This is a genomic window from Polaromonas eurypsychrophila (genome assembly GCF_014641715.1).
Lineage (GTDB): Bacteria > Pseudomonadota > Gammaproteobacteria > Burkholderiales > Burkholderiaceae_C > Polaromonas > Polaromonas eurypsychrophila.
Map to the genome: position 1 here is coordinate 17,495 of NZ_BMIG01000017.1, position 15,096 is coordinate 32,590.

A 15,096-nucleotide genomic window follows, 5' to 3' on the forward strand; every position below is an offset into this window, starting at 1 on the left:
AAATTCATGGCACAAGTCACGATTTACGTCAAGGAAAGCGCCTTGGAGGCGGCAAAAATCGCCGCATCTAGGGCAAAGATCTCGGTTAGCCAGTGGTTTGCGCAGTTTGCCGAAGCGCAAGAGCAAAAGCAAAAACAAAGCTGGCCCGAGTTTTTTGCCGAGGTTGATCAGCTTCTACTTCGGGAACCTGAAGCCGTGGACGGATGGAACGAGCTTTTGAAAGATCGTTACGCCGGACTTGGTGTTGACGCGCCCCGGGAATCGTTTTGAAATACCTGCTCGATACCGACACATTGATCTACGTGTTCAAGCGTGCGGGCAATTGCCTTTCGCGTCTGGAGAACGAGCATGACAGCGATATAGCCACCAGCACGATCAATTTATTTGAACTTGAATTTGGCATGGCAAAGTCGTCAAACCGAACACTGATGGCACGTTATTTATCCGCTATCAGCGGCCGCTATGCGGTGCTTGGCTTTGATTTCGCGGCCAGCCAGCAAGCAGGCAGGGTCCGCGCGCATCTCCAAACCAGCGGTTCACCGATAGGCCCCTATGACGTGCTGATCGCGGGCATCGCATTAACCAATAACCTGACGGTGGTGACTCGCAACGTGCGCGAGTTCTCAAGAGTGCCACAGCTGAAAGTCGAGAACTGGTATGACTGACAACGCTCCTGCATTGCATGACGTCCCAGCAGATGGATACATCGCCATCAAACCGATTTCGACTATCTGACCCGACTCAGGCAGTGGATGCGCGACACCATTCCAAATACCTGACCACCAGCAATACCGATTGACTCACCCATGACCCCCACCGAAATTGCCTCCGGCCTCATCGCCAACATTTCCACGCCCGACCTGAAGCTCAGCGACTTCAAGCTGATCGCCTTCGACATGGACTCGACGCTGATCAACATCGAATGTGTCGACGAAATTGCCGATGCCGCCGGGCGCAAGGCCGAAGTGGCGGCCATCACCGAAGCGGCGATGCGCGGCGAGATCACCGACTACAAGGACAGCCTGCGCCGGCGCGTGGCCCTGCTCAAGGGCGTCAGCGTCGAAAGCATGGAAGGCGTTTACCACGAGCGCCTCAAGCTCAACCCCGGCGCCGCCGAACTGGTACACGCCTGCAAGGAAGCCGGCATGAAGGTGCTGCTGGTCAGCGGCGGTTTCACCTTTTTCACCGACCGCGTCCAGCGCGAGCTCGGCATTGACTACACCCGCTCGAATGTGCTGGAGGTCGAAGACGGACTGCTGACCGGTCGTCTGGTGGACCAGCCCTGGGGCGACATCTGCGACGGCGAGGAGAAGAAAAAGATGCTGCTGGAAACCTGCGCCATGCTGGGTATCACCTCCGCACAGGCGATTGCCATGGGCGACGGCGCCAATGACCTGCCAATGATGGGTGTGGCCGGCCTGTCCGTGGCCTACCACGCCAAGCCGGCGGTGCGCGCACAGGCCATGGTCGCCATCAACGAAGGCGGGCTGAACCGGCTGCTCGAAGTTTTAGCCTAGGCCCTGATGTTTCTTCTCAAACGTTTTGAAAAGCTGCTGCACGCGTACCCCGACGCGGAGCCGGTGTTGCCTCCCAAAGGCTTTATCGCCTTCATCTGGGCCGCCTCAGCGGGCGCGCGCGGCTACCTCCTGCTGCTGGCCGGCCTGTCGGCAACCATGGCCATCTTCGACGCCCTGCTGTTCGCGATGCTGGGGCGCATCGTGGACTGGCTGGCCATCACCCCGCCTGCAGACTTCTGGCAGGCGCGGGGGCCCATGCTGATGCTGCTGTTTGTGATCGTGCTGGCCAGCGTGGTCGTGGTGGCGCTGCAGACAATCGTCAAGCACCAAACTCTGGCCATCAACTTTCCGATGCGCCTGCGCTGGAACTTCCACCGCCTGATGCTAGGCCAGAGCCTGTCCTTCTACCAGGACGAGTTTGCGGGGCGCCTGACCACCAAGGTCATGCAGACCGCGCTGGCCGTGCGCGACACGCTGTTCGTCATGGCCGACGTGCTGGTAACCATGGGCGCCTATGTGGTGACCATGACGCTGCTGGCCGGCTCCTTCGACATGAGGCTGGTGCTGCCCTTCATGGTCTGGTTGGCGCTCTACATGTTGTCGCTGGCTTACTTCGTTCCACGCCTGGGCAAGATCGGCAAGCAGCAGGCCGATGCCCGCTCGCTGATGACGGGCCGCATCACCGACGCCTACACCAACATCGCCACCGTCAAACTGTTCTCGCACACCCAGCGCGAAGCCGGTTTTGCACGCGCCGCCATGCTGGACTTCATGAAGACCGGGCACCGCCAGATGCGTCTGGTCAGCCTGTTCGAGATCGTCAACCATGCACTGAGCATGGGCCTGATCATCGGCATGGCCGGCACCTCGCTGTGGTTGTGGTCCGAGGGGTCGGTCGGCGCCGGCGCCGTAGCGGCGGCCACCGCGATGGCGCTTCGCCTGCAGGGCATGTCGCACTGGATCATGTGGGAGACCACCAGCCTGTTCGAAAGCGTGGGCACGGTGCAGGACGGCATCAACACGCTGTCGCGCGCGCGCACCATCGTCGATGCGCCGGATGCGCGCACGCTCGACGTGCCGCGCGGCGAGATTCGTTTCGAGCAGGTGGACTTCAACTACAGCGCCAGCGGCCCGCGCGTGATCGCCGGCTTGACGCTGACGGTGCGGCCCGGTGAAAAAATCGGCCTGATCGGCCGCTCCGGCGCCGGCAAGTCCACGCTGGTCAACCTGCTGCTGCGCTTTCATGACCTCAGCGGCGGCCGCATCCTGATCGATGGCCAGGACATCGCGACCGCCACGCAGGACAGCCTGCGCAGTCACATCGGCATGGTCACGCAGGACACCTCGCTGCTGCACCGCTCGGTGCGCGACAACATTGCCTACAGCCGGCCCGGCGCGACGGACGACGACATCCGGCAGGCAGCGGGCCGCGCCGAAGCCGACGCCTTCATCGCCCACCTGAGCGATCCGCACGGCCGCACCGGTTACGACGCGCATGTGGGTGAGCGCGGGGTCAAGCTCTCGGGCGGGCAGCGCCAGCGCATCGCGATAGCGCGCGTGATGCTCAAGGACGCGCCCATCCTGCTGCTCGATGAAGCCACCAGTGCGCTCGACTCCGAAGTCGAGGTCGCCATCCAGGGCAGCCTGGACACGCTGATGCAGGGCAAAACCGTGATCGCGATTGCCCACCGCCTCTCGACGATTGCCGCGATGGACCGCCTGATCGTGCTGGACCAGGGCCGTATCGTGGAAGAAGGCGACCACCGCAGCCTGCTGGCCAGCGGCGGCCTGTATGCACGGCTGTGGACCCACCAGAGCGGTGGATTTTTGAGTGACAACCTCAAGGAAGAACAGGCGCTCGAAGCATGAGTTTTGGAAAAACTACCCCTATCCTGCGGATTTTTGACGAGCGCAAGGCCCGCGAGTTCTATGTCGACTTTCTGGGTTTCAAGGTGGACTGGGAGCACCGCTTCGAGCCCGGCCTGCCGCTGTACCTGCAGGTGTCCCGGGACGGCTGTGTGATACATCTGTCAGAGCACCACGGCGACGGCTGCCCCGGTGCGGCCCTGCGCATCGAGACCGACGAGCTGGCGGCCTTTCACCGTGAGTTGCTCGCCAAAGCCTACAGCCATGCGCGGCCCGGACTGCAGGAAACGCCCTGGGGCAGCACCGACATGTCGATCAGCGACCCTTTCGGCAACCGCCTGACCTTCACCAACGCGATCAGCGTCTGAAACGTATTCAGGATGTGCCGGCGCACGGCAGCCGGACCGTAAAACACGTCCCTGAACCGGCGCTGCTGCTGACTGAAATGCTGCCGCCGTGCACGTCCACCGCGTTCTTGGCAATGGCCAGGCCCAGACCGGTGCCCGGAATGCTGCCCACGTTGCTGGCACGGTGAAAGGACTCGAACAGGTGAGCGAGTTCGCCCTCGGGGATGCCGATACCCTGATCCGACACCTCGAACACCACGCTTTGCGAATCGATAAACACCCGGAACAACACCCTGCCGCCCAGCGGTGAATATTTGACGGCGTTGGACAGCAGGTTACTGACGATGTGCCTGAGCAGATTTTCATCGTACAGGCCAGGCTCTGCACCGGCCGCATAGTCCAGCGCAAGCTCACACAGGCTGCCGCCCTGCTGCAGGCGCGCCTCCTCCAGCAATTGGTGGCACAGCGCCTTCAAGTCGAGCAGGCGCGGCTCAAACTCCAGCATTTTCGCCTCGGCCTTGCCGATCAGCAGCACCCGGTCAAGCATGCGTATCATGCGCTGCACGCTGGCGGCAATCGTGTCGAGTGTGTCGGATTTTTCCTGTGCCGGCAGCCGCTCGCCGTAATGTTTGAGAATTTCCCCGGACGACAGGATGGTGGCCAGCGGCGTGCGGAACTCGTGGCTGGTCATGGCGACGAAGCGGCTGCGCAACGCGTTCAGCTCCTTTTGCTGCTGAAGCGCCTCGCGCGTGTCTTCTTCGGATTTTTTGCGCTCGGTGATGTCCAGAAAGGTCCAGATCACGCCCGACTCCGGCTCATGCGAGCGCAGGCAGTTGCCGCCCATCTGGACCCAGAACAGCTCGCCACTGCGCCGCCGCAGTTGCAGCTCGCAGGCGTAGGTGCCCGACTGGAGCAAGGCCTGCCGGGCCACCTGACCGAAAACCTCCCAGGCTGTACTGTCGGTGTGCAGGCGTTCGGACGAGCGACCTATCAGTTCATCGCGCGGGTAGCCCACCATCTCGGCGAACTTGTCGTTGACCCATTCATGCTTGCGCGCCACCGACAACACGATGCCGACCAGTGCGCTGTTGAGAATCGCCTCACGCTCCGACGAGGTGCGCAGCAGCTCGGCCTCCAGCTCTTTGCGCCGCGTGATGTCCATCATCACCCAGACCGTGCCCTGCGTGAGGTCACGCGGGCTGACCGCCTTGCCCGACAGCGAGATCCAGATCCGCGTGCCGTCGTACTGGCGCACCTGAATCTCGGTCTGGTAGGCCCGTCCTTCGCGGATGCAGTCCGCGACCTCGCCGCCCACACGCAGGTACTCCTGGCGTGACAGATAAAACGGCTCCATGGAGGTGAGGCTCTGCTCACCGGCGCCAAAGATTTCCAGCATGGCCTGGTTAGCCCAGCGAAAGCGCCCATCGGGCGTCAGGAAAGCGATACCGACGATGGAGTTTTCGAGAATGGTTTCACGTTCCTGCAGCACCGTGCGGTAACGCTCCTGTGACTGGCTCAGCGCCTGGACCATCGCGTGGTCGGCCAGGCTGGCAGCTTGGGCCTCCTCTTTTTCAGCCCGCTCCACATTGATGCGGTCGGCCAGCGCAAACGACAGCAACACCATCTCCAGCGCCGAACCAATCAGCAGGGCGTTGGCGGTCAGAATGTTGGACGGCAACACGCCGGTGTTGTGCAACACCAGCGTGACCACGCCCAGCAGCAGCACCGCCCAGGCCGTCAGAAAATAACGCGCGCCAGGGTGTCTGGCGTGCACACTGAGCAGGCCCGCCACCACCAGCGTGGTCACGCTGATCACCGCCAGCACAGTCACCATCCAGGAAGACACCGTATACGGCAGCAGCAGCGCAGCCAGCAAGGCCAGCAGCCAGCCGCCCACCAGGACCAGCATCAAGCGGTCCATGCGTGGCATGCGGGCAGCGCTGGCCAAAAAATTTCGCGCAAACAGCAAGCCGAAGGCTGCAGCAACGGCCATGCCCACCGGTGGTGAAACGCTGTTCCACCAGACCTGACCAGGCCACAAAAACTGGGCCCCCAGCCCCGTTAGCGCTGCCTGAACGACGGCCATGCCGCCTACAAACGCCACATAAATCAGGTAGGCACGGTCCCGCACGGATCCGTAGAGCAACAGGTTGTACAGAAACAGCCCGATCAGCAAGCCAAAGTACAGGCTCAGCAATGAATATTCGGACTGGTCGTGCCGCCACAGCGCTTGCGCCTGCCACAGACGCGCAGGGGCCGACAGCGTGCCTTGCGACTGCACGCGCAGATACAGCGTGGTGTCACGGTCCCGCTGCAAGGCCACTGGCAACACATGGTTGCGGTGAGGCACCACCCGGGTGGCGAACGGCAACAAGTCGCCGCCGCGCTGGTGCGCAAAACCGCCTTGAGGCTGGGAGACATACACGTCCAGCTGATCGAGCGCCGGGTAAGCCACTTCCAGCAACCAGTGTTCTGGCGCGCCGGCCTGAGCCCGCAACGAGACGCGCAGCCAGAAGGCTGAGGGCGTCAATCCGAAGTTGGTGGTGGAGCCGTTTTGCGCGACGGTCATGAAGCGCGCCTGTTGCGTCGGCTCCAGCACCTGATCCAGCGTCAGCACGGCAGTGCGGTCTTCCAGCACCGTGAAAGCGCGGGACAGCGGGTAGCTGCCCTCGCCGCCGAGGACCAGCGCTTCACCCTCGGCGCGCAGTGTCTGCGGCGCCAGCACTAGCAACATCAGCCCGAGCCCGCAGCAGCGCAAGCGGGCAGCGAAAGAAAGGCGCGTGTGTGTCGGCATGTGCGTGGCGTCAGGCCCGTTTTTGGGACCATTATCCACGCTGTGACGCGCGCAGCGGGCCGTGGGCCGGCTGGGACCGCACGCGGACAGACAGGCGCCTACGCCTTCAGAACGCTATGTTTTCAGTAGCTTCTGACGCTTGCTGCACATGGGCTGGAACCACTTTTCTCATCAATTTCCGAATCAGGTCGGTCAGCGACTCAGGTTTGCGGCGTCGGCTGGTTTTTGGTGGTCTCTTCAACGCAGTAGGCGAAAAACTCGTCGAGTTCGTTGGACTTGTCGAACACGGCGTCGGCGCCAAGGGCCAAGCTGCGTTCGCGGATGGCGGCGGTTGCGTAGTTGGTCAGCACCACCACTTTTTGGTGGGGCTCACGCTGGCGGCAACCCGCCAGCACACCCATGCCACTGCCTTCCTGGAGAAACATGTCCACAACCGCCAGTTGCCAGTGGCCGTCGTTCACCGACAGCCAGCGCGTGGCTTCGACCTCGGTCGCAGCGTGACCAACCACCTTGACCATGGCGATTTCCGTCAGCGTCTCGATCAGGTTGTCAAGAATCATCTGATTGTCTTCGACAAGGTAAGTGATAAGTGCCATGAAGAATCCAATCTTTTTAAATACATATCGCCCACCGAATTGCCTGGCTTTTCTAATTGAGGAGCGCCGCGCACTGTCTGAGATGGGCCGCCTTTAATCTCGCATGGGCTGCATCCAGCGCCTCGAACGCCGCGTTAATCGCCGCGGGGTTGCGCACCGGTGCGCGCAGCAGCATGTCGTAGGTGGCGCGCAGAAGGTCGTAGTCAGCCAGCGCGACCGTGGGTCGCAGGGTGGATGTGATGACGTGTGCCTGCATGTGCGTCTCCCGGTGAATCTCTTGAAGAGTGGGCTTTGCGCCACCCAACATGTTTTGATTTTGCGGACACTCGGTGGCTGGCGACATAGGCCAACTCGAGCGTTGCGTGTGGGAGATCGCCTCTAGGCGTCTGAAAAACCTGCCAGTGGGCCCGGCAAAACCGTTTACAAAGGCCGCAAATGCGTCGGGGCGTCGGGATCACCCATGGCCTGCTTGAAGCGGATATGCGCTTCGTCCATGGCCACCATCGCCGCGCTGACGGCTTTGTCATCGGGTGGGGCCATGCTTAAAAACCGCATGTAGTCCGCGCGCGCCTCGTCATAGTCAGCCAGCGCTTGTTGAGCATCGATGTTGGCGGGCATGTCAACAGGGCTAAAGCGCCGGTTGAACCATGCCAGGATCTTCGGGATGCGCCAAAGGCGGTACCGGGCCCAGATCAGGCTCTACCGGCAAATCAGCCGGGTTGTGAGGCGGTTTGCCACCAGGTGGGGCAGACGGACGGTCGCCGGGCTCGGGGAAGTCGGTGGGCATGGCGGAGCTCATGACTCAGATCACCGCAATCAAGGCCTGGGTCGGCAGGTCGGCAGCCACCAGCGCAGCGGCCGCAGCCACGCTGAAAGATACCGCAGAGGCATAGGCCGTCACCGCAGGCAGCCATTGACGAAGACGCCGCTGTAACGAATGCTGCGAAGACGGAGACAGCGCGCCGTGACAAGCTGCAGGAAAATTACCGGGATGGGTGGCGGGAGTGGTCATGAAAGAGGCCTCTGTAGATGATTTCATCATGACTTGCCACAAGTCAAACGGCCATAGGCCGAGGCCAGTTGCCGATGTCGGCGGTAGCCGACAAGCGCTCTGTTTTCAGGAGCAGGCAGCGCTCTCTGGGCATGGGCTGGAGGCCTATTTGACGCTCAGATCGAAACCAGGTCGCGCTGACCCTTGTTGGCCAGCGCTGCGCGTTAAAACTTGGGGATACGCAAAGTTTTGCTGAGCATCAGTGTGCCCGACAGCACAAACAACAAGGCCAGGGGATGCAGCATCCACGGCCCCAGTTGCCACACGCCGCCACACAGCTGCTCGCCGAGACGGTCCTGCCAGGCGGCAAAGGCCAGCACCGCCGTCAGCAACACACTGGTAGGGATGGGCGTGCCCTCGAAGTAAGCCACTTTGGCATTGCCCTGAGACAGCGTCTCGGCGGTGACGTTGTAACGCGCCAGCCGGCTGACGCCGCAGCAGACAAAATAAATCAGCGCGATCCAGTCCCATCCGCCGCGCATGCCGGCCGCAAAGGCCAGCGCTGCCGGCGCCATGCCAAAGGAGATGATGTCCGCCAGCGAGTCAAGCTCGCGCCCGAGCGCGGAATGCTGGTTGCGCCAGCGTGCCACGCGGCCGTCGAGCACGTCAAAAATAAAGGCAGCGGGTGCCATGAAGGCCGCAGCATAGAAGAAGAGCTTCGACCCTTCCACGGCATATAGCATGGCCAGAAAAACGCCTGCAACGCCGCAGGCGGCGTTGCACAGGGTCAGAAAGTCCGCCAGGTGAAAACCCCGGAGCATTGAAAAATGTTTAGGCTGTTCTTTCACAGGTACGGGTTTGCTCAGGCTGCTTGACGGGACTCGGTCGAGGTCGATTATTTCGCTGGCGCGGGCAGGATCAGCACTGGGGCATTGGTCTTGGGCTCAATGCGCACCGACGTGGCACCCGCCGGGACCACCACCGTCTCGACCTCGCGAATCACACCGCCACCGGCCACACTGCCTTGCGTGTTGCCATATCCCATGACACGCGCCTCACAGGCGGTGCGGTCTTCGCCGGTCAACACTTCACAGCGCTGGCGGGCATTGGCTTCAAACTGTGAGCCGCTGTTGTCGAGCCTGCCACTGCGTTTTTCAGCAGCGGCGTTGTTGGTTTCGCGCAGGCAGGTGGCCTGGTCCTGTTGGGTACGCCCCGTCATGCAGGCCTCACGCTCCTTTTGGGTACTGCCAGATGCGTCGATTCCGGTGGTGCCGGTGGCGGTAATCGGCACCTGCGCCACCGCTACGCCTGAAACCATCAACAGGGACAGACCCATGCCAGCAAGTACGCGGGGGAATTTTGAAAATGTGTTCATGCTCAAGCTCCTTGGACATTTAAAGATGCTTGAGTCTAGAAAGGCAGAGGCAGCGGGCATTGAGGGAATTCATCGCCGCTGCGGGGGTTCAGGCACCCGACCCTCTGTAGGACAGGTCTTTCACCAACGCGAGACCGGTGCAGTACCGGAAAGCTTCAGGATAGTTTGGCGGGCCGGCTGTCGCCGGGCATGGTGAAGGAGTCGTCCCACTTGACGGCAAACCGGTCCGGCTTTTCCCGCGTCATGAAGGAGCCGGTGCCATCCGGGTTGAAGCCTGCGCCCTGGCTTGTCCCTCGCGTCTCGGTCGCGGCGGCCTGCTTGTCTTTAAGCTCTTTCATGGCTGCAGCTTTGGTGGCACGGACTTTTTCACTGGTGAACTCGTCAAGCGCCGCGTGAAAGCTGCTGTCGCCGCCTCGGGTTTCTTCATGATCACGTTCGATGATCTCGGCCTCGTCAAGGAAGGCTGTGCGCATGGCGCTGCCGGATGGCAAGCTGTTGCTGCGCACCGTGGTGTAGCCAATGCCGCATTCCAGCAGCAGGCCTTCCTTCATGTCACGCTGGGCCTTGGTCAGGCCGCGTTTTCCCGGCACATCCACGCAGCCCACCACCTTGCCGTCCAGCGTGCTGACCACAAAAGTGCAATAGACGCCTTCGAGCAGTTCGTGCCAGTGCTGGTCCTTGTTTTCGGGCCGGTCCTTGGTGCTTGGAATGGTAAAGCGCATCACTGCCACCTTGACCATCACGGCGTGTTCGGGAAAAGCCGCGCGCAGCCACTTCCACACATCCAGCTCTTCGCTGGTCACCAGTCCCCTGGCGTTGAGCAGCCAGCGCGAGGGCAGGCGAAGTTTTTCGGTGCGATGGCGCTGCGCCCAGGCCCTGTGTGCCAGGCCACCCAGCGCCGCCCCAACCACACCGCCCAGCCCGATCATCAGCCATGTCAATGTGTTCACAGTATCTTCTCCTCGGCTCAGTAACAACCTGCATCAGCTTAAATCACAAAGCCGCAGCGCGGCAGAAAATGATGTGTGTGTGCGTTAACAAAGATGCCATACCGCAACACGGCCCCTTCAGCACGGAGCAGGCTCGGGACAATAACTAACCGTCCCTCAGTAAAAACTGCATGCTGGTTCCCGCCAGTTCCAGCACATCGTTGTGTGCCAGTGGCACAGCTTCGGCGCCGACTGGAAGCCCGTTGAGCGTGGGCTGAACGGCACCCGTCATGTGGGCCACATAGAAGCCATAACGCCGGTGCGAGACAGCCACCACGCTGACATCGGGCTGACCAAACGTGGTGACGGTCTTGACCACCGGCATCTCCAGCCCGGCCGACGACCCCGACAGCACCTTGAAGCTGGCGTGCAAGGCAGTTGACGCGCCCGGCGACGCCTGCGCATCAAGCTTCATCGTCGCAGTTTCGTGGTAACCCGACTCTTCCGACGCCGCGAGGTATTGAATCCTGAAATTTCCGATCGCGATGGCGTCGTTGTCGTGCAGCAGTTCGCGGGCCTTGATCATGTGCCCATTGAGGTAGGTGCCATTGGTGCTACCCAGGTCCTCGACATGGACCTCGGCCAGGCCGTGCAACTCGAACACGCAGTGCTCGCCGCTGACCAGCGGGTTATTGAGCACAATGTCGTTATTCGGCCGCCGGCCCAGCGTGGTGCGGTCCTTGCGCAGGTAGACATGCTTGACCTCGACGCCCTCGACCGATGTTATGAGTTGCGGCATAAAACTCCCCCATTCACCCACCGGCGCCTGTCGCGCGATGGTCCACCATGGTAGTCCTCGGGGCCGCCTGAAACAAGAGGGCTGGCTACCCGGTACGCAACAGACTGTGAACTTCTAGCGTGGCCCGCGCAGCGGCTGCAGCAGTCCCGTCAGGCCGTTGTGGTCGATCTCCAGTGCCAATGCGAGCAATCGGCCAAGTTCGCCTTTGGGGAAACCCTCGCGCGCGAACCAGGCTAAATAGTTGCCCGGCAGGTCTGCGATCAGGCGCCCCTGGTACTTGCCAAAAGGCATCTCGCGTGTAACCAGCAACTGCAAGTCCTCGGGCGCCATTTCAGCCCCCCGCCTGCTTGACGGTAAAGCCCTGCTTTTTGAGCAACTCGATCAGGCTGGCCAGGTGGTCGCCCTGCACCTCGATCACGCCGTCCTTGACGGTGCCGCCCGAGCCGCAGGCCGCCTTGAGCTGTTTGCCAAGCTGGACCAGCGCCGGCTCTGCCAGCGGCACGCCCTTGACGACGGTCACACTTTTACCGCCGCGCCCCTTGGTCTCGCGCGATACCCGGACAATTCCGTCGGACGGGGGAAACGGTCGCGTCTGGCGGCACAGGCACTGGGCCAGCGCCTTGCGACACACCGGGCACATGCGCCCCGCGTCGGTCGAATAGACGAGTCCGCCGGCGGTTGAATGACTTTTCATGGAATGCACCGATGGAGAAACTGCCTCAGAACCCATCGCCCCGAGCGCCATTGGCTATCGTACAACGACGCAAGCGGGATTCCCCGACACCCTGGCGTTGCATCGGTTGTAGCCGGTGCTGGGTGCAGGCTCAGATGTAGCCGACAGGCTGCGGGGTGTGCCGCAGATGAAGCGACATACCCAGCGCCTCCATGTGATTGCCGTCACGGCCGAGAATTGTTTCGGCCAGGGGAAGGAAATATTCCTCTTCGAAACGGGCGTGCGACGAATAAGCGTGAACCAGTTTTTCCACGGCATCGAGATCCAGATCGACAGACTGGGACTTGGCCACGGCCTTGACAACAGGCTCCAACTTTTTCCACATTGCCTCGATCTGGCGGTGCTCTGCGGTCAGACGCCGCACCATGGCCTGAACCTCCTCTGCCTCCCGGCCCCGGCCGGCACTGCGCAACACGGCGGGAAACAACTCGCTCTCCTCGTCCGCATGGTGTTCGTACACCGCGTGTTGGAACAGGGCCAGCGTGTCGGTGGCGATGGTTCGCGCCTGGGCCGCAGCCGCCTGGAGCGCAGGCAATTTCTCAAAGGCCTGAAGCCTGGACAGAATGCCCAGATGGCACTGGGAAAAACCGACCAGTGGCTCGCTGGAATGACTCGGGTCGTGCGCGGTAGGGGGGGTCGTCATCCTGCCAATATAGGGCGCGCCGGTGCGGCTGGTTTGATGCACATCAATAAAGCGGCCACCTATCCCTGCGACAGATTGGGGCGCCAGACGTTCGGGCTTTCTTGGCGCGCCGGCACTGGAGGCGGATGGGGTGCCGACTGGCTGAAAAAACCTGACGCTGGGCGGTAAATCCAGGGAACCCCTTCGCGTGTCGGCAACTCCAAAAGGCATCCGACCAGATGGCCAGCCACAAGGAGACACCATGATGAGCCGAAGAAACACCCTTCTGGGCCTGGGCGCGGTATCCGCCCTGTTGGCCAGCGCGCGCGGCCTGTTCGGCGGCAGCCCGGCGCAGGCAGCGCCACCGGCACACACTTACGAGATCAGCAAAACCGATGCCGACTGGAAAGCGCTGCTCAAGCCCGACCAGTACGCGGTGCTGCGCAAGGCCGGGACAGAACGCCCGCACACCAGCCCCTTGAACAAGGAAAAACGCGCCGGCACCTACAGTTGCGCCGGCTGCGCCCTACCCCTGTTTGCGTCAAGTACCAAGTTCGAAAGCGGCACCGGCTGGCCCAGCTTCTGGCAACCGCTGGATAAAGCCGTGGTCGAAGAAAGCGACACCAGCCTGTTCATAAAACGCACCGAAGTGTTGTGCCGTCGTTGCGGCGGCCACCTGGGCCATGTGTTTACCGACGGTCCGCGCCCCACCGGCCTGCGTTATTGCATGAACGGCGTGTCTCTGAACTTCACGGCTGCATGATGCGCGGCGCCCTCCATGCCCTCGGACTGGTCGCTGCTGCGGGCTTGCTGGCCTGGGGCTTGCTGGGCAACAGTACGGCCACAGAAAAAGCCGTGATCCTGCCCGCTCCCGCCTTCGATGCGGCCGCCGCCGCCCCTCCCGCGTTTGAGACTGCCGTGTTTGCGGGCGGCTGCTTTTGGGGCGTGCAGGCAGTTTTTCAGCACACCCAGGGCGTGCTGAACGCAGTGTCTGGCTACTCGGGCGGGGCGCGCGAAACGGCCACCTACGCCAGTATAGGCACAGGCCGAACCGGGCACGCCGAAGCCGTTGAAATCACCTATGACCCCAAGCAGATCTCTTACGGCAAGCTGTTGCAGATTTACTTTTCGGTCGCGCACGATCCAACGCAGCTCAACCGCCAGGGGCCGGACACAGGCACCCAGTACCGCTCCGCAATTTTTTACAAGGATGCCGGTCAAAAGCAGGTGGCGGAGCGCTACATCGCGCAACTGGACGGCGCCCGGGTTTATGTCGGCAAGATCGTGACCCAGCTCACGCCGCTGAACGCCTTTTACGCGGCCGAGGCCTACCACCAGGACTACGCCACACGCAACCCGAACGCGCCTTACATCCGCCGCTTCGACGCGCCGAAAATCGTCAATCTGAAAACCGTGATGCCCGAGCTTTACCGGGCCACGCCGGTGCTGGTATCGTTCGTCAAATAAATTCACCTTTCCCATCGTCAGGAGCCTCGCATGCCCCGCCCAACCGCCCAGGATTTTGACCAGGAACTGCTGATCCTGTTTGACGCTTATGTGCACGGCGGCATCGACCGGCGCGGCTTCCTTGAGCGGGCGCAGAAGTTTGCTGTGGGCGGGATGACAGCCGGCATGTTGCTGACCGCGCTGAGCCCGGACTTCGCCGCGGCGCAACAGGTGCCCAAAGATGACAAGCGCCTGAAGACCGAGACGCTTGAGTTTGCCTCGCCCAATGGGTACGGCACGGTCAGGGGTTACCTGGCCAAACCGGCCAACGCCACCGGCAAATTGCCGGGCGTGCTGGTTGTTCACGAAAACCGCGGCCTGAACCCGCACATTGAAGACATCACGCGGCGCCTGGCGCTGGAAAACTTTATCGCCTTCGCACCGGACGCACTGACACCGCTGGGCGGCTACCCCGGCGACGAGGACAAGGCGCGCGAGCTGTTCCCCAAACTCGACCAAAGTAAAACCATTGAAGATTTCGTCGCCGCCGCCAGCCTGCTGAAAAACCGCCCCGACTGCAGCGGCAAATATGGTGTGGTGGGCTTTTGTTACGGTGGCGGCATGTCCCACAACTTGTCCGTCCGTCTGCCCGATCTGGGCGCGGCGGTTCCGTTTTACGGCAACCATCCCAAGCCGGAAGACGCAGCCAGGGTCAAGGCCCCGCTGCTGATCCACTTCGCGGCCGTCGATGAACGCATCAACGCCGCTTGGCCGACCTACGAGGCGGCGCTCAAGGCCGCAGCGGTACGCTACACCGCGCACCAGTACCCCGGCACGCAGCACGGCTTCAACAACGACACGACTCCGCGTTATGACGCGGCCGCCGCCAAGCTAGCCTGGGACAGGACGCTGGCGTTTTTCAACCAGAATTTACGGACTTGAATCGTTCTTGAGCCGGGCCGGCAGATGGCAGTGCTAATACTGCAGCCCGGAAGTAGCGGAACAAAATGAAAGTGATGGCTTCGTGCCGAGGGCAAGGCGCCAGCCGCAGCGAAGGCTGTGCGCCTTCGCAAGAATGGCA

21 protein-coding genes are annotated in these 15,096 nt (G+C 62.1%); 8 read left to right on the plus strand and 13 right to left on the minus strand.

The window, feature by feature from the left end; genetic code table 11:
* Positions 1–6: 6 nt before the first annotated feature.
* The 5 genes from IEX16_RS17700 to IEX16_RS17720 all read left to right on the plus strand — a co-directional run bounded on the left by IEX16_RS17700 (position 7) and on the right by IEX16_RS17720 (position 3,751).
* On the plus strand, positions 7–270 hold the full coding sequence (locus IEX16_RS17700) for a hypothetical protein (RefSeq protein WP_188709805.1): 264 nt from the start codon (positions 7–9) through the stop codon (positions 268–270).
* On the plus strand, positions 267–665 hold the full coding sequence (locus IEX16_RS17705; RefSeq protein WP_188709806.1) for a type II toxin-antitoxin system VapC family toxin: 399 nt from the start codon (positions 267–269) through the stop codon (positions 663–665). The genes IEX16_RS17700 and IEX16_RS17705 overlap by 4 nt, the downstream gene beginning before the upstream one ends.
* A gap of 141 nt (positions 666–806) precedes the next feature.
* Positions 807–1,517, plus strand: a complete 711-nt coding sequence (serB, locus tag IEX16_RS17710; protein ID WP_188709807.1) for a phosphoserine phosphatase SerB — start codon at positions 807–809, stop codon at positions 1,515–1,517.
* Positions 1,518–1,523: 6 nt separating this feature from the next.
* Positions 1,524–3,386: an ABC transporter ATP-binding protein gene (locus IEX16_RS17715; protein WP_188709808.1), complete on the plus strand. Its 1,863-nt coding sequence runs from the start codon at positions 1,524–1,526 to the stop codon at positions 3,384–3,386.
* On the plus strand, positions 3,383–3,751 hold the full coding sequence (locus IEX16_RS17720; protein ID WP_188709809.1) for a glyoxalase superfamily protein: 369 nt from the start codon (positions 3,383–3,385) through the stop codon (positions 3,749–3,751). Before IEX16_RS17715 ends, IEX16_RS17720 begins: the two co-directional genes overlap by 4 nt.
* A 7-nt stretch (positions 3,752–3,758) precedes the next feature.
* Here the strand turns inward: IEX16_RS17720 and IEX16_RS17725 are convergent, their stop codons facing one another.
* The 13 genes from IEX16_RS17725 to IEX16_RS17785 form a co-directional block, all read right to left on the minus strand.
* Positions 3,759–6,524 (minus strand): 7TM diverse intracellular signaling domain-containing protein, encoded by a 2,766-nt coding sequence (locus tag IEX16_RS17725; RefSeq protein ID WP_188709810.1) that lies wholly within the window; start codon positions 6,522–6,524, stop codon positions 3,759–3,761.
* Positions 6,525–6,724: 200 nt separating this feature from the next.
* Entirely contained in the window at positions 6,725–7,120 is a 396-nt protein-coding gene (locus tag IEX16_RS17730) for a response regulator (RefSeq protein ID WP_188709811.1), read from the minus strand.
* 52 nt (positions 7,121–7,172) lie between these two features.
* Positions 7,173–7,376, minus strand: coding sequence for a hypothetical protein (locus IEX16_RS17735; RefSeq protein WP_188709812.1), 204 nt, complete (start codon positions 7,374–7,376; stop codon positions 7,173–7,175).
* A gap of 164 nt (positions 7,377–7,540) precedes the next feature.
* Positions 7,541–7,738 carry a hypothetical protein gene (locus IEX16_RS17740; RefSeq protein WP_188709813.1) on the minus strand — a complete coding sequence of 66 codons (198 nt, stop codon included), beginning with the start codon at positions 7,736–7,738 and terminating at the stop codon, positions 7,541–7,543.
* Positions 7,739–7,748: 10 nt separating this feature from the next.
* Entirely contained in the window at positions 7,749–7,907 is a 159-nt protein-coding gene (locus tag IEX16_RS17745) for a hypothetical protein (protein ID WP_188709814.1), read from the minus strand.
* 15 nt (positions 7,908–7,922) lie between these two features.
* A complete protein-coding gene (locus tag IEX16_RS17750) occupies positions 7,923–8,132 on the minus strand; it encodes a hypothetical protein (protein ID WP_188709815.1) in 210 nt (69 codons plus the stop codon).
* Positions 8,133–8,335: 203 nt separating this feature from the next.
* A complete protein-coding gene (locus tag IEX16_RS17755) occupies positions 8,336–8,932 on the minus strand; it encodes a CDP-alcohol phosphatidyltransferase family protein (protein WP_188709816.1) in 597 nt (198 codons plus the stop codon).
* Between the two features lie 74 nt (positions 8,933–9,006).
* The gene (locus IEX16_RS17760) at positions 9,007–9,486 is read right to left on the minus strand and encodes a hypothetical protein (protein WP_188709817.1); all 480 of its coding nucleotides are present in this window, start codon (positions 9,484–9,486) and stop codon (positions 9,007–9,009) included.
* 155 nt (positions 9,487–9,641) lie between these two features.
* A complete protein-coding gene (locus IEX16_RS17765; protein WP_188709818.1) occupies positions 9,642–10,436 on the minus strand; it encodes a DUF2726 domain-containing protein in 795 nt (264 codons plus the stop codon).
* Positions 10,437–10,581: 145 nt separating this feature from the next.
* Entirely contained in the window at positions 10,582–11,214 is a 633-nt protein-coding gene (locus IEX16_RS17770; protein ID WP_188709819.1) for an FHA domain-containing protein, read from the minus strand.
* Positions 11,215–11,328: 114 nt separating this feature from the next.
* On the minus strand, positions 11,329–11,544 hold the full coding sequence (locus IEX16_RS17775; protein WP_188709820.1) for a DUF3820 family protein: 216 nt from the start codon (positions 11,542–11,544) through the stop codon (positions 11,329–11,331).
* 1 nt (position 11,545) lies between these two features.
* On the minus strand, positions 11,546–11,908 hold the full coding sequence (locus tag IEX16_RS17780; RefSeq protein ID WP_188709821.1) for a translation initiation factor Sui1: 363 nt from the start codon (positions 11,906–11,908) through the stop codon (positions 11,546–11,548).
* A gap of 130 nt (positions 11,909–12,038) precedes the next feature.
* Positions 12,039–12,590, minus strand: coding sequence for a hemerythrin domain-containing protein (locus tag IEX16_RS17785; protein ID WP_188709822.1), 552 nt, complete (start codon positions 12,588–12,590; stop codon positions 12,039–12,041).
* Between the two features lie 241 nt (positions 12,591–12,831).
* Between IEX16_RS17785 and msrB the strand changes: the two genes are divergently transcribed.
* From msrB to IEX16_RS17800, 3 genes are read left to right on the plus strand one after another with little or no spacing between them, the layout of a single operon-like run.
* Positions 12,832–13,332, plus strand: coding sequence for a peptide-methionine (R)-S-oxide reductase MsrB (msrB, locus tag IEX16_RS17790; RefSeq protein ID WP_188709823.1), 501 nt, complete (start codon positions 12,832–12,834; stop codon positions 13,330–13,332).
* A complete protein-coding gene (gene msrA, locus IEX16_RS17795; protein ID WP_188709824.1) occupies positions 13,332–14,036 on the plus strand; it encodes a peptide-methionine (S)-S-oxide reductase MsrA in 705 nt (234 codons plus the stop codon). Before msrB ends, msrA begins: the two co-directional genes overlap by 1 nt.
* Positions 14,037–14,066: 30 nt before the next feature.
* A complete protein-coding gene (locus IEX16_RS17800; RefSeq protein ID WP_188709825.1) occupies positions 14,067–14,957 on the plus strand; it encodes a dienelactone hydrolase family protein in 891 nt (296 codons plus the stop codon).
* Positions 14,958–15,096: the final 139 nt, after the last annotated feature.

Excerpts from the sequence above, each read along its gene's own strand:
- IEX16_RS17700 (WP_188709805.1), top strand. The coding sequence starts at position 7 with ATGGCACAAGTCACGATTTACGTCAAGGAAAGCGCCTTGGAGGCGGCA.
- IEX16_RS17770 (WP_188709819.1), bottom strand. The coding sequence starts at position 11,214 with ATGCCGCAACTCATAACATCGGTCGAGGGCGTCGAGGTCAAGCATGTC.
- IEX16_RS17750 (WP_188709815.1), bottom strand. The coding sequence starts at position 8,132 with ATGACCACTCCCGCCACCCATCCCGGTAATTTTCCTGCAGCTTGTCAC.
- IEX16_RS17740 (WP_188709813.1), bottom strand. The coding sequence starts at position 7,738 with ATGCCCGCCAACATCGATGCTCAACAAGCGCTGGCTGACTATGACGAG.
- IEX16_RS17720 (WP_188709809.1), top strand. The coding sequence starts at position 3,383 with ATGAGTTTTGGAAAAACTACCCCTATCCTGCGGATTTTTGACGAGCGC.
- IEX16_RS17730 (WP_188709811.1), bottom strand. The coding sequence starts at position 7,120 with ATGGCACTTATCACTTACCTTGTCGAAGACAATCAGATGATTCTTGAC.
- IEX16_RS17800 (WP_188709825.1), top strand. The coding sequence starts at position 14,067 with ATGCCCCGCCCAACCGCCCAGGATTTTGACCAGGAACTGCTGATCCTG.
- IEX16_RS17725 (WP_188709810.1), bottom strand. The coding sequence starts at position 6,524 with ATGCCGACACACACGCGCCTTTCTTTCGCTGCCCGCTTGCGCTGCTGC.
- serB (WP_188709807.1), top strand. The coding sequence starts at position 807 with ATGACCCCCACCGAAATTGCCTCCGGCCTCATCGCCAACATTTCCACG.
- IEX16_RS17735 (WP_188709812.1), bottom strand. The coding sequence starts at position 7,376 with ATGCAGGCACACGTCATCACATCCACCCTGCGACCCACGGTCGCGCTG.
- IEX16_RS17715 (WP_188709808.1), top strand. The coding sequence starts at position 1,524 with ATGTTTCTTCTCAAACGTTTTGAAAAGCTGCTGCACGCGTACCCCGAC.
- IEX16_RS17745 (WP_188709814.1), bottom strand. The coding sequence starts at position 7,907 with ATGCCCACCGACTTCCCCGAGCCCGGCGACCGTCCGTCTGCCCCACCT.
- IEX16_RS17760 (WP_188709817.1), bottom strand. The coding sequence starts at position 9,486 with ATGAACACATTTTCAAAATTCCCCCGCGTACTTGCTGGCATGGGTCTG.
- IEX16_RS17780 (WP_188709821.1), bottom strand. The coding sequence starts at position 11,908 with ATGAAAAGTCATTCAACCGCCGGCGGACTCGTCTATTCGACCGACGCG.
- IEX16_RS17755 (WP_188709816.1), bottom strand. The coding sequence starts at position 8,932 with ATGCTCCGGGGTTTTCACCTGGCGGACTTTCTGACCCTGTGCAACGCC.
- IEX16_RS17775 (WP_188709820.1), bottom strand. The coding sequence starts at position 11,544 with ATGGCGCCCGAGGACTTGCAGTTGCTGGTTACACGCGAGATGCCTTTT.
- msrA (WP_188709824.1), top strand. The coding sequence starts at position 13,332 with ATGCGCGGCGCCCTCCATGCCCTCGGACTGGTCGCTGCTGCGGGCTTG.
- IEX16_RS17785 (WP_188709822.1), bottom strand. The coding sequence starts at position 12,590 with ATGACGACCCCCCCTACCGCGCACGACCCGAGTCATTCCAGCGAGCCA.
- msrB (WP_188709823.1), top strand. The coding sequence starts at position 12,832 with ATGATGAGCCGAAGAAACACCCTTCTGGGCCTGGGCGCGGTATCCGCC.